At 72.9% G+C, this 12,279-nt stretch carries 11 protein-coding genes; 7 read left to right on the plus strand and 4 right to left on the minus strand.

Features of this window, described 5'->3' with window-relative positions; genetic code table 11:
- Nucleotide 1: 1 nt before the first annotated feature.
- Together GLX30_RS09180 and GLX30_RS09185 are read left to right on the plus strand one after the other, a co-directional pair.
- Nucleotides 2–907 carry an SDR family oxidoreductase gene (locus GLX30_RS09180; protein WP_159685795.1) on the plus strand — a complete coding sequence of 302 codons (906 nt, stop codon included), beginning with the start codon at nucleotides 2–4 and terminating at the stop codon, nucleotides 905–907.
- 111 nt (nucleotides 908–1,018) lie between these two features.
- The gene (locus GLX30_RS09185; RefSeq protein WP_159685798.1) at nucleotides 1,019–2,203 is read left to right on the plus strand and encodes a spore photoproduct lyase family protein; all 1,185 of its coding nucleotides are present in this window, start codon (nucleotides 1,019–1,021) and stop codon (nucleotides 2,201–2,203) included.
- A 98-nt stretch (nucleotides 2,204–2,301) separates the two neighbouring features.
- Here GLX30_RS09185 and GLX30_RS09190 read toward each other — a convergent pair whose 3' ends face one another.
- The 3 genes from GLX30_RS09190 to GLX30_RS09200 all read right to left on the minus strand — a co-directional run bounded on the left by GLX30_RS09190 (nucleotide 2,302) and on the right by GLX30_RS09200 (nucleotide 4,592).
- On the minus strand, nucleotides 2,302–2,883 hold the full coding sequence (locus GLX30_RS09190) for a fasciclin domain-containing protein (protein ID WP_159685801.1): 582 nt from the start codon (nucleotides 2,881–2,883) through the stop codon (nucleotides 2,302–2,304).
- Nucleotides 2,884–3,026: 143 nt separating this feature from the next.
- Nucleotides 3,027–3,800, minus strand: coding sequence for an anti-sigma factor (locus GLX30_RS09195; protein WP_159685804.1), 774 nt, complete (start codon nucleotides 3,798–3,800; stop codon nucleotides 3,027–3,029).
- 186 nt (nucleotides 3,801–3,986) lie between these two features.
- Complete coding sequence (locus GLX30_RS09200; RefSeq protein WP_159685807.1) at nucleotides 3,987–4,592, minus strand: sigma-70 family RNA polymerase sigma factor; 606 nt, start codon at nucleotides 4,590–4,592, stop codon at nucleotides 3,987–3,989.
- A 152-nt stretch (nucleotides 4,593–4,744) separates the two neighbouring features.
- Here GLX30_RS09200 and GLX30_RS09205 point away from each other — a divergent pair, with 152 nt between their 5' ends.
- The 5 genes from GLX30_RS09205 to GLX30_RS09225 all read left to right on the plus strand — a co-directional run bounded on the left by GLX30_RS09205 (nucleotide 4,745) and on the right by GLX30_RS09225 (nucleotide 10,738).
- The gene (locus tag GLX30_RS09205; protein ID WP_159685810.1) at nucleotides 4,745–5,758 is read left to right on the plus strand and encodes a MerR family transcriptional regulator; all 1,014 of its coding nucleotides are present in this window, start codon (nucleotides 4,745–4,747) and stop codon (nucleotides 5,756–5,758) included.
- A gap of 284 nt (nucleotides 5,759–6,042) precedes the next feature.
- Nucleotides 6,043–7,221, plus strand: coding sequence for a polyprenyl synthetase family protein (locus GLX30_RS09210; RefSeq protein ID WP_159685813.1), 1,179 nt, complete (start codon nucleotides 6,043–6,045; stop codon nucleotides 7,219–7,221).
- Nucleotides 7,218–8,699, plus strand: a complete 1,482-nt coding sequence (locus GLX30_RS09215; RefSeq protein ID WP_159685816.1) for a phytoene desaturase — start codon at nucleotides 7,218–7,220, stop codon at nucleotides 8,697–8,699. Before GLX30_RS09210 ends, GLX30_RS09215 begins: the two co-directional genes overlap by 4 nt.
- Before the next feature lie 9 nt (nucleotides 8,700–8,708).
- On the plus strand, nucleotides 8,709–9,734 hold the full coding sequence (locus GLX30_RS09220; RefSeq protein ID WP_159685819.1) for a phytoene/squalene synthase family protein: 1,026 nt from the start codon (nucleotides 8,709–8,711) through the stop codon (nucleotides 9,732–9,734).
- Nucleotides 9,731–10,738: a DUF5914 domain-containing protein gene (locus GLX30_RS09225; protein WP_159685822.1), complete on the plus strand. Its 1,008-nt coding sequence runs from the start codon at nucleotides 9,731–9,733 to the stop codon at nucleotides 10,736–10,738. Before GLX30_RS09220 ends, GLX30_RS09225 begins: the two co-directional genes overlap by 4 nt.
- 38 nt (nucleotides 10,739–10,776) lie before the next feature.
- Here the strand turns inward: GLX30_RS09225 and GLX30_RS09230 are convergent, their stop codons facing one another.
- Nucleotides 10,777–12,276 (minus strand): FAD-dependent oxidoreductase, encoded by a 1,500-nt coding sequence (locus GLX30_RS09230; RefSeq protein WP_244258088.1) that lies wholly within the window; start codon nucleotides 12,274–12,276, stop codon nucleotides 10,777–10,779.
- Nucleotides 12,277–12,279: the final 3 nt, after the last annotated feature.

Genomic DNA, 12,279 nt, shown 5'->3' on the forward strand with positions numbered 1-12,279 from the left:
TGTGAGTGGCTCAGCACGTCCTCTGCAAGGCCGCACCGCCGTCGTGACCGGCGCCGCCCGGGGACTGGGTGCGGCGATGGCCAGGGAGCTCGCCCGGCGTGGAGCCACGGTCGCCCTCCTCGGCCGGGAGGAGTCGGCCCTCGCCGATGTCCGGGCGACGATCCCCGGACCTGCCCGGTGCTGGGAGGTCGACGTCACCGACGACGACGCGATGCGACGGGTGGCCGCCGACGTCCGGGACCGCCTGGGCCCCGCCTCCGTCGTCGTCGCGAACGCAGGAGTGGCCGAAGGCGGCCCCTTCGCGGAGTCCGACCCCGCGCTCTGGCGGCGGGTGATCGAGGTGAACCTCGTCGGCAGTGCCGGCACCGCCCGCGTGTTCCTTGCCGACCTCCGCGCGTCCCGCGGCTACTTCCTGCAGATCGCCTCACTCGCTTCGATCGGCGCGTCCCCCCTGATGAGCGCGTACTGCGCCTCCAAGGCCGGCGTCGAGTCGTTCGCCCACTCACTGCGGGCCGAGGTGGCGCACGAGGGCATCGACGTCGGCATCGCCTACCTGAACTGGACCGACACCGACATGATCCGCGACGCGGACGATCATCCGGTGCTGCGGGAGCTGCGGGCGCACATGCCGAGGCCGGCGAGGAAGGTCCATCCGGTCGAGACTGTGGCCGGCCGGCTGGTGCGGGCCGTCGAGCGGCGCAGTGCGGCCGTGTACGCCCCGGGCTGGCTCCGGGCCACGCAGGCCGTCCGCGCCGCGATGCCCCCGGTGGTCACCTTCGTGTCGAAGCGGGAGCTTCCGCGCTTGCAGCGGAGGACCGCCTTCGAGGCGACGGGGCTGCTGGGAGCCGGCGGACGAGCGGACACCGAGGGAGGCCACCGGGCGTCCGCCGGAACACCGGACCGCTGAGCGCCGCCCACCGGGGAGCGCCGCCCACCGGGGAGCGCCGGTGAACGCCGCCCCTTGCACGACCGGCGCTGTCCTACAGTGGTTCATGACGCGACAGACTTCGGAGTGAGCATGCGATCCCCCCGGTCGTCCGGCGCACCGGACGACGACGGCCCCGACGTGCTGTTCGGCCTCGACGAGATCCGGACCGGGCGGGAGGTCCGCGTACCTCTGGCCGGGCCGCTGTTCCGCGACTCCCCGCAGGCCCGGCGGATGCTCTCGGTGCGGGAGATCCACGCCGAGCCCGCGGCGGCGGCCTCGCCGCGAGGCAGGCAGGTGCTGGCGAACTTCCCCGACGCCGAGGTGGTCCGCACCGACTCCCACTGGCGCATCCCCGAGCTGCACGGCAACAAGGGGAACGCCGAGCGCTGGGTGCGGATCAAGAGCACGGTCCTGGTCGTCGGCGAGAAGAAGACACTCACCGTGCGGCCCAACGGCCGATCAGCGGACTGGATCGCCCCCGGGGCCGCCAACGGATGCGCCATGGCGTGCGCCTACTGCTACGTCCCGCGGCGTAAGGGGTACGCCAATCCGATCACCGTCTTCACCAACATCGACGGCATCATCGCCCGCATCAGGCACCACGTGATCGGTCAGGGCCCCAAGAAGGAGCCCAACCAGTGCGACCCGAGCGCATGGGTGTACGACGTCGGGGAGAACAACGACTGCTCGGTCGACGCGCTGATCAGCGACAACACCGCGGACCTGGTCCACGCCTTCGCCCGGTGGCCCACGGCGAAGGCGTCGTTCGCGACGAAGTTCGTCAACCCGGACCTGCTGCTGCTCGAGCCCCGGGGACGGACCCGTGTCCGGTTCTCGGTGATGCCCCCGGAGGACTCAAGACTGCTCGACGTCCGCACCAGCCCCGTCGAGGACCGCATCGCCGCCGCGGCGGATTTCCTCGACGCGGGCTACGAGGTCCACTTCAACCTGTCCCCCGTCGTCATCAGGCCCGGCTGGGAGCAGGCCTGGGCGGAGCTGCTGCGGCACATGGACGACGTCCTGCCGACCCGGGTGAAGGAGCAGGCCGCGGCCGAGGTGATCATGCTGACGCACAACAAGGAGCTGCACGAGGTGAACATGGCGTGGCACCCGCGCGCGGAGCAGGCGCTGTGGCGGCCGGATCTGCAGCAGCCCAAGCGCTCGGAGAACGGCAGTGCGAACGTGCGTTACCGCAACGGCACCACTGCTGTGGAGACGGTCCGCGGCCTGGTCGCGACGCACGCCCCGTGGCTGACGATCCGCTACGCCTTCTGACCGGTCGCCCGCTGCGGGCAGGGCCGTGCCCGAACATGCCCCACCGGTGCGGTCGCAGTGCGGCGACAGCACCGGCGGGACGTGACCCCGGACCGCGATCAGGACGGCGGCATCAGCACGGTGTCGATCAGGTGGACGGTCGCGTTCTTCGTCTCGACGTCACCGCAGACGATCGAGGACGAGTCGTTCACCTTGAACCGGTCCCCGGACCCGGACGTCGTCAACTGGCCGCCCTGCATACTCGTGAAGGTGCCGTTCGGCAGCTTGTCGACCGTCACCTTCTCCTCCACCACGTGGTAGGTGAGCAGGTTCGTCAGTTGGGCCTTGTCGTTGAGGATGGCGTCGAGATCCGCCTTGGGGATCTTCTCGAACGCGTCGTTGGTCGGCGCGAACACCGTGATGTTCTGGGCGTTGTCGAGCGTGTCGACCAGTCCCGCCTTCTCCACGGCGGTCGCGAGCGTGGACAGTTCGGGGTTGCTCGCCGCCGCCGTGGCGACCGGCTGGCCCGCCATTTCGGCGGGGCTGCCCGGGCCGCTGGTCGGCAGGGAGGCGCAGGCGGGACCGAACGGCTGGCCCGTACCTTCGGCCTGCGCGACCGGGGCGAGGGCGACGAGCCCGAGGGGGAGCAGGAGGCCGGCGGCACCGGCGAGGGCCGCACTCCTGAAGCGGTTGGTGTTCATGAGCTTTCACCTTTGCTGGGGGGCGACGGGCTCTTGCCGCTGCCCGTCACATCAATCCCTTCGGCCTGCGCGCCTTCGGCGGATGCCGTACAACCCGACTTTTTTGTGCCATTTCGTCGACACAGCCCGGGGTGGTGGCCGCGTCAGCCGACGAGGGTGCCCCGCACGACGCTGTGTCCGGAGTGGACCGGCTTCCCGTCGTACATCTGGACGGAGACGTCCACCACCGGGTAGGCGGGCAGGTCGAGCCCGTCGGGCACGGGCAGGGTCGACCTGCCGTCCTCACCCAGCGCGCCGACGGGGATGAGCCGGCGCCCCGCGTGGTCCATGAGCCAGACCTCGAAGTAGCCCTTGGTGTCCGGAAGGCCGTGCACGGTGATCTGGAGCACCCGGCCTTCGGCGGAGCTGTCCGCGAGAAGGGCCGTCCCGGAGGCGCTGTGGCCCGGTCGGGGGTCGAGCCGGTGCGGCGCGCCGACGCTCTGCACCGTCCGGGGCCGGCTCTCGTGCGCCTGCCACCATGCGACGCCGCCGCCGGTGGCCAGCCCTACAGCGAGGGTGAGAGCGGCAAGCGCACGGGAGGGCCGGTGACCGCCCCACGGGGGCCGCGGCGAGGAGGTCCCGGTCGGTGCGGCCGGTGGCTCGCAGGAAGGGGTGCCCGGGGGCGGATCAGCGGCCTCCAGCTCACGCTGGATCGAACGCCACACCCGGTCGGGCGGTTCCGTCATCGGATCGCCTGGGCCGGCGGAGCGCGCGGCGCGGACCACTGCACGCAGCGCCTCCAGTTCGCGTCGGCACTCCGAGCACACCGCGAGGTGCAGGCGCGGCCCGGCAAAGCGTGCGGAGTTCCCTCTCTCGCCGTTCTCTCCGCGGTCCAGCGCGATCTCGGCCAGGTCGGCGGGGTCGACGTGGTCAGCCACCCGGTCCTCCCTTCCGCGCTGTTCACCTCAGCCCCGCCCCGCCCTGTCGTGGGGGCGAAGGCGGCGGCCTGTGCACACAGAAGGCACACCACCACTTCGCTCGCGTGCCGGCCGGCGGATGCCACCGGCCCCGGCGGACACGCACGAAACGGGACGGAGTGCCCGGGGCGTGGCCGCGTGCGGCTGTCAGTACCGCAGACGTGCCTCCTCGACACGGCGGCGCAGCAGGTGCATTCCGCGCCGGGCGTGACTTTTCACCGTCCCCAGCGGCAGGCCCGTACGCTGCGCGATCTGGACCTGGGTGAGGTCGCCGTAGAAGGCCAGGGCGAGGATTTCCCGTTGCGCCGGAGGCAGCCTGCGCAGCTCGTCCGCGACGAGCACCTGATCGAGGACCGCCTCAGGGTTCGCCTCCCACCGCTCCACGGCCGGCAGCTCGGCCGCCGCGGCGCCGGCGATCCGGGCCCTGCGCGTGCGTGCCGCCAGCGCGTCCACGACTTTGCGCCGGGTTATACCGACCAGCCAGGCGCCCAGCGGTCCGCGCTCCGGGCGGAAGCCGGCCCGCCCCCGCCATGCCGCGAGGAAGACCTGCTGGGTGACGTCCTCGGCCTCTTTGGCATCACCGAGGGTGCGGGTGGCCATGGTGTGCACCATGGCTCCCCACCGGCGATAGATCGCGGCGAACACCTGCTCGTCCCCGAGCAGCAGCCCCTGGGCGAGCCGCTCGGACTCCCTCGTCTCCTCGACGGGCGCGTACAGGGCGCTTGCGGGCACCTTCACCGGCGTTGCACTCATGCTGCGCTCCCTCCGCCGGACCGTGCGTACCGCGGCGGTCCCGATCACGGTCCGGTGACCTCGTGGTTCGCGCCGTTGCGCGACGGGACCAGTGTTCGACGGCAGAAACGACGCAGGCAACATGCGTCGTTCGTGCGTCGTATGATGGCCGTGTGGACGGTACGGACGACTCGCGCCCGGGAACGGGCGCCGGTCTCACCACCGGCGCGGTGGCGCGTCGCTTCGGCGTCGCCCCCACCACCCTGCGCTCCTGGGACCAGCGGTACGGCATCGGGCCGGCCGCGCACGAGGGCGGCAAGCACCGGCGGTGGACCGCCGCGGACCTGGCGCTCCTGGAGCGCATGTGCGCCCTCACCAACGCGGGCCTGCCGCCGGCCGAGGCCGCTCGCGTCGCTCGCGCGGAGACACGTACCGCGCTGGAGCCGAAGGCCCCCGGCGTCGACGGCGGCCCGAGCGCCCCCGCTCCCGACGGTCCGGCCGCGCCACGTTCCACGGCACGCCGCCGCGCCGGAAGCGGGCTTCAGTTGGGGGACGCCCGGGTGGAGTGCAAGGGGCTGGCCCGCGCGGCGCTGCGCCTCGACTCGCACGCCGTGGACCGCCTGCTGGAAGCGGTGATCGCGGAGCACGGCATCGTGGCGGCCTGGACGGAGGTCGTCGTCCCGACGCTGAGGGCCGTCGGCCGCAAATGGGAGAGCTCGGGCGAGAAGTACGTCGAGGTGGAGCACCTGCTGTCATGGCACGTCTCCAGCGCCCTGCACCGCCGCCGGGCCGTCCCCGACGAAGGTCCGACCGCGGATCCTGTCGTGCTCGCGTGCGTCCCCGGCGAGACCCACACCCTGCCGCTCGAGGCTCTCGCAGCTGCCCTCGGCGAGCGGGGGCTGCCGGTCCGCATGTTCGGCGCCGCGCTGCCTGCCGAGGCCCTGATCGAGGCGGTCCGCAGAACCGGCCCGAGCGCTGTCGCGCTGTGGGCGCAGTCAAGGACGACGGCGAGCCGACCGCTCGCCCAGCACGTCGCGCACATGACCTGGGGCGTGAGGGGGGCCCGCCGGCAGCCGGCGGTGCTGACGGTGGGCCCGGGATGGACGGCGCCGCTCGTGCCCGGAACGCTGCACCCGCTCGGGCTCCGTGAAGCGGTGGACACGGTCGCCTCGGTCCTCGGCCGCTGACAAGACCCTGTTCGGAGCAGTGTCCCCCGCTCCTGACAAGGCGGCGCCCCGCCTTCGGTGGTTGCCTGGGCGAGAGGCAACAACCGAGCGAGGACCGGCCGTGACGCCCAAGGCACCTGACCCCACCCTTCCTGGAACGACGTCGCAGGACGACGGAACGGAAGGCCGCCGGCCAGGCTCGCGGCCGCCCCTGGGAGGACGACGGACAACTCAACGCATCCGGTGACGCCTTCCGAGCGGAAGTGGCGGTGTTCGAGGAGTCGCGAGGCCCGGAAGGGGGCTGCATGCTCGGTATCCAGGCGACCGAGGACGACATGGGCACAACCGGCGAAGAAGGCCTGCCCCGCAGAGGCACTTCCCCGGCGCGGCCCGGTCCTTCCGTGGTCGACGCCGTAGAGGCCGTTCTCCGCGATCACCTGGGCGAGCGCATGGATGAGGCCCGGCAGACCGACGCGGTCTTCGCCGAGGAAGTCGCCGGGCGCGTGCGCGACATCGCCCTGCGCGGCGGCAAGCGCCTTCGGGCGCAGTTCCTCTGGTGGGGGTGGCGGGCCTGCGGCGGCCCGGCCGAGGGCCCGGAGACGGAGAACGTGCTGCACGTCGCCGCGGCGCTGGAGCTGATCCAGACGTGCGCCGTGGTCCATGACGACGTGATGGACCGCTCATCGACGCGCCGCGGCGCCCGCGCCGTCCACGAGGACTTCGCACAGCAACACTCCGCGGCAGGCATGTCGGGGTGCCCCGCGTCCTTCGGGACCGCCGGGGCCGTCCTCGCCGGGGATCTGGCTCTCGCCTGGGCCGACGATCTGCTGACCGCCACCGCGCTGGCGTCGAGGCAGGGCGCCCGCCTTCAGCGGGAATGGCGCGCCATGCGGTCGGAGATGGTCGCGGGCCAGTACCTCGACATACGCGCGGCGGCCACCGGCTCCACGGCGGTGGACCAGGCCGTCCGTATCGCCTGTCTCAAGAGCGCGCTCTACACCGTCGAGCGTCCCCTCGCACTCGGCGCCGCCCTCGCCGGAGCCTCCGACCGTACGACGGACGTCCTGCGGTCGGCCGGCCGGTCCGCCGGCATCGCCTTCCAGCTCAGGGACGACCTCCTCGGTGTGTTCGGCGATCCACGGCGTACGGGCAAGCCTGCCGACGACGACCTGCGGGACAAGAAGCTGACCTACCTGCGCGCCGTCGCCCTGCGGCTGGCGGACGAGTCCGGGGACGCGGCGGCCGCCGCGGCCCTGAGAGCGCCCGGTGCGACGCTGACGGACGCTCAGATTCGTGAGGCGCGGGGCGCCCTGGAGAGCACGGGTGCCCGGCGGGTCGTGGAAGCGAGGGTCGGTCGGCTGGTCCACGCAAGTGAACGCCGCCTGGCCGCGCTGCCCGGTGAGCCGGCCGCGGTCGTGGCGCTCGGCAGTCTGATCCGTACAGCGGCGGGACCGGCCTCGCCGCACGAGGAGGACGCTCCATGAAAACCGTTCCCGGTCGCACCGACCGCGTGGTCGTCGTCGGTGCCGGGCTGTCCGGCCTCGCCGCCGCACTGCACCTGCTGGGCAGCGGCCGCCAGGTCACCGTGGTGGAAAGGTCGGACCAGGCCGGGGGCCGGGCGGGACGCGCGCGGCTGGGCGGCTATCTCCTGGACACGGGTCCGACGGTGCTCACGATGCCGCACCTCGCCGACGAGGCGTTCGCCGCGGTGGGCGACTCGCTCGCGGACCGGGTCGAGCTCGTCGCCCTGCACCCCGCCTACCGTGCACAGTTCGCCGACGGCTCGGGCCTCGACGTGCACACGGACGGGGAGGCGATGGCCGAGGAGGTCCGCGCCTTCGCGGGTCCGGCCGAGGCCGCCGGCTACCTGAGGCTCCGGCACTGGCTGCGGTCGCTCTACGAAGCACAGATGCGACGGTTCATCGACACGAACTTCGACTCGCCCTTCCAGTTGCTGCACCCCGATCTGGCGCGGCTGGCCGCCCTGCGCGGCTTCGGCCGGCTGGACGCGCAGATCGGCCGGTACGTCAAGGACCCCAGGCTGCGCAGGGTCTTCTCGTTCCAGTCGCTCTACGCGGGCGTGCCACCCGCCCGGGCGCTCGCCGCCTACGCCGTCATCGCCTACATGGACACGGTCGCCGGCGTGTACTTCCCCAAGGGGGGCATGCACGCGCTGCCCGTGGCGATGGCGGACGCCGCCCGCGACGCCGGAGCCGAGTTCCGCCACGGCACCGAGGTCACGAAGCTCGAGATGTCCGCCGGACGCGTCACCTCTGTGCGCCTCGGCGACGGTGAGCGGCTGCCGTGCGACGCGGTGGTCCTCACACCCGATCTGCCCGTCGTCTACCGCCTGTTGGGCCGCACACCGCGCCGGCCGGTACGGCTGACCCACTCCCCCTCCGCGGTGATTCTCCACGCGGGGACCCGCCGCAGCTGGCCGGGCCTGGACCATCACACCATCTCGTTCGGACACGCCTGGGAACGGACGTTCGACGAGATCACCCGCACAGGGCAGCTCATGAGCGATCCGTCGCTGCTCATCACCCGGCCCACGGCCCACGAGCCGCGGCTGGCGCCCGAGGGCCGGCATCTGCATTACGTGCTCGCGCCCTGCCCCAACACGACCGTCGGCCCGTCGGCGGACGAATGGCGTTCGCTGGCCCCCCGTTACCGCGACAGCATCGTCAGTCTGCTGGAGAAGCGCGGTCTGGACGGGTTCGGCGACGCGATCGAGGAGGAGCAGTTGATCACCCCCGCCGACTGGACGGCACAGGGGCACGCGGCGGGAACACCGTTCTCCGCGGCCCACACCTTCGCGCAGACCGGCCCGTTCCGGCCACGCAACCTGGTCGCCGGCGTCGAGAACGCCGTACTGGCCGGCTGCGGAACGACTCCGGGCGTAGGCGTACCCACCGTGCTCGTCAGCGGCAAGCTGGCGGCGTCCCGCATCAGCGGACAGTGAGAGGCGTTCATGACACGACGTGAACTGGACGCGGCACGGATCTCGGACCCGGGGCTGCGAGCGGCGTACCAGCACTGCCGGCGGCTCAACGCCCGTCACGGCAAGACCTACTTCCTCGCGACCCGGCTGCTGCCGGTCCACCGGCGCCCGGCCGTCCACGCGCTGTACGGTTTCGCACGCTGGGCCGACGACATCGTGGACGATCCGGCCCGCGCCCGCACTCCTGAGGCGCGTGACCGGCAGCTCGCGCAGCTGGAGAGCGAACTCGCTTCGGGGCTTCGGACCGGCCGGAGCAGCGAACCCGTCGTGCAGGCGGTGGCCGACACGGCCAGGGCCTACGCCATCCCCCACGAGCACTTCTCGGACTTCGTGGCCTCCATGCGGGAAGACCTCACGGTCACGGACTACGCCACCTACGCGGACCTCAGGTCGTACATGCACGGATCCGCCGCCGTCATCGGCCTGCAGATGCTGCCGGTGCTCGGCACCGTCGTGCCGAAGGAGGTGGCGGCACCGCACGCGGCCGCGCTGGGGGTCGCGTTCCAGCTCACCAATTTCCTGCGGGACGTGGGCGAGGACCTCGACCGCGGGCGGGTCTATCTGCCGGCCGACCTGCTCGCCGCCCATGGCGCGGATCGCCCTCTGCTGGAGTGGAGCCGCGCCACCGGCAAGCCGGACCCGCGGATCCGCGCCGCGCTCGAAGCCGCCGCTGAGCTCACCCGGAGCGTGTACCGGGAGGCCCGACCGGGCATCGACATGCTCGAGCCGCGCGCCCGGCCCTGCATCCGGACGGCGTACACGTTGTACGGCGGGATCCTCGACGCCATCGCCGACGACGGCTACGCCGTGGTGCAGCGGCGGTCGGTGGTGCCACGGAGGCGCCGCGCCACCGTGGCGCTGGACGGACTCGTACGGATTCTGACGGCACGCCTGAGCCCGCAGCCCCGGCCGTCGCCGGAGCACGCCCTCGAGACACCACCGGCCGCACCGGCACACAGGTCGCCCGCCACGGGCCCGGGGAGGTACGGAGCATGACGGGGCCTCGGGGACCGCGGCGGTACACCCTGCCCGTGCGGTCGCGTCGCCGGACCCGCTGGGAACAGCAGACGCCGACATGGCGCGAGGCCAGGCCGTCGCTCATCGCGGACGCGCTGAAGCGCTCGGCGGCACGGCCGTCCGGCAACTGGTACGTCATCGGCGCCTCTCGGGACGTCGGCAGCGAGGGACGCCCGTTCGGGCGGACGGTCGGCGGCGTGGAGGTCGTCGCCTGGCGCACCGCCTCGGGCGAGCTGAGGGCCGGGCCGGGCGCCTGCCCGCACCTTGGCGCTCCACTGCGGGAGAGCCGGATCGTGTGCGGCACCGTGGTGTGCCACTGGCACGGACTTTCCTTGGACGGCCGCCCGTTCGCCGGCTGGGACCCGTTCCCCGCCCACGACGACGGTGTGCTCGCCTGGGTGCGTCTCGACGACGTCGGCGGGGAGCCGCCGCTCGACCGGCCGGTGGTGCCGCCGCGTCCGAGCGGCGGCACTGTCGACGCCGTGTTCACCGCCGTGGGCCGCTGCGAGCCGGAGGACGTGGTGGCCAACCGCCTGGACCCGTGGCACGGGTCCTGGTTCCACCCGTACTCCTTCGTGGACCTGACCGTCCTGCGGGTCCCTGAGAGCGACGCGGACGAGGACGCCTTCACCGTCGACGTGTCGTTCAAGCTCGCCGGGCGGCTGGTCGTTCCCGTGCGGGCGGAGTTCACCTCGCCTGAGCCGCGCACGGTCGTCATGCGCATCACCGAGGGCGAGGGCGCGACGTCCGTCGTGGAGACGCACGCCACGCCGCTGGACCCCGGCCCTGACGGCAGTCCGCGTACGGCCGTGATCGAAGCCGTCGTCGCCGTCTCCGACCGCAGCGGATTCGCCGTGGCACGGGCGGCGGCCCCTGCTCTCCGGCCGCTGATCCGGTGGGCGGCGGGGCGCCTGTGGCGCGACGACCTCGCGTACGCGGAACGGCGCCGGCTGCTGCGCAGCACGGGCCGGTTCCCGGGCTGAGCCGGTCCGGCCGGCCCCCGGCTGCCCGGGGCCGGTGCTCAGCCGAGGTCCGCGAACCGGGCGGACATACCCCGGAGCAATCGCGAACGTCCCCTGCGCGGCACCGTCCACAGCGGGTGGCCGGCCGCACCCCAGCGGGCCAGCAGCGAGTTGGCGGCGAGGAACCCGGTGGTGGCGGCACGCTCCATGAGAGCGACCGGGAGGTCGGTGCGGACCAGGTCGCCGGCCATCGTCAGAGTGGGGTGGGGAGTGCTCACCGTGGGACGGGACAGGTAGCCCTTGACGGGGAACAGCGGGCAGTCCGCACGCCATTCGTGCCGGGCGTCGACGACCCGGGCCTCAGCGGTCTCCGGATAGACCTCGTGAAGCTGCCGCAGCAGTCTCCGTTCGACGGCGTGACGGTCGGCCGACTCGTCGACCGCGTAACCGTGCAGTTCCACGACAGCGCCACCGGTGCGCCGCGCCCAGCGGGCCGCCTCCCCCTCCCAGTGGTCCAGCACGCTCACGTTGTCCAGGCCGTCGAAGCCGCTCGTGCCGAGGAAGCCGGGCCGGGACCGGCCCACGGGGCGGTCGAGCCACAGCCGGGACACCAGGAAGGGCGGCGCGGTCCGCTGGGCCGCGATACCGGCCCGCCACGCCTCGTTCCCCAGTCCCGGCGACGCCTCGACCAGTCGCTGCAGACCCGTCACGTCCAGAGCGAGGACGACGGCGTCGTACTCGGTGGAGGTGCCGTCGGCGTCGACGATCAGCGCCGTGCCGCCCGTCGGACGGACGGAGTCGACGGGCGAGCCGGTCCGGACGTCCACACCCGAGCGTTCGAGATAACGGCCCAGCGGCTCCCAGAGCGCTTGCGGGAACGGATCTTCGGGCACGTCGAAGAGCAGCCCCTCCGAGGAGCCGAGGAAGTAGATGTGGAACATCAGCAGCAGTTCGGCCGCGGACAGTTCCCGCGGGTCGGAGAAGAAGCTGCGGGAGAACACCTCGAACGCGAGGTGGTGCGCCGCCGGGGGGAAGTCGACCGAGTCGAGGAAGTCGTGGGCGCTGACGGTGTCGAACCGCTCGTACACCTCGGGCACGCGCACGTCGAACAGGGGGAGGGCGGCCCTCGGCCGCATGGCGGCGAGGTCCCGCCACCCGAAGGTCGGGCTGAGTGCGGCGAACCCGACCGCGCTCCAGGGTGGTGTGCGGGGCACATGGGCGAAGCTGTCGGTGAGCCCGGAGCGGTGCCGCAAGGGGTAGTCCGGCAGCGGGCGGAGGACGGAGAGCGAGGGGTCCGCACGGCGGAGCAGGCCGCGCAGGTTGTAGTACTGGCGGAAGAAGGCATGAAAGCCGCGGCTCATCGTCACCCGGCTGCCGTCGGCGAGCTCGGTCCGCCAGCCTGCGAGACGGCCGCCGAGGCCGGGTCCCTGCTCATGGAGCGTGACCTTGACGCCTCTCTCGGCCAGCGCCGTCGTGGCCGCCAGGCCGGCGATACCGGCTCCGACGACCGCTGCCCGCGGCGCCGGTCCGTCGACCCGGCGCAGGCCCGGCGCTGCCATCAG

This window comes from Streptomyces sp. Tu 2975, assembly GCF_009832925.1.
Taxonomy (GTDB): Bacteria; Actinomycetota; Actinomycetes; order Streptomycetales; family Streptomycetaceae; genus Streptomyces.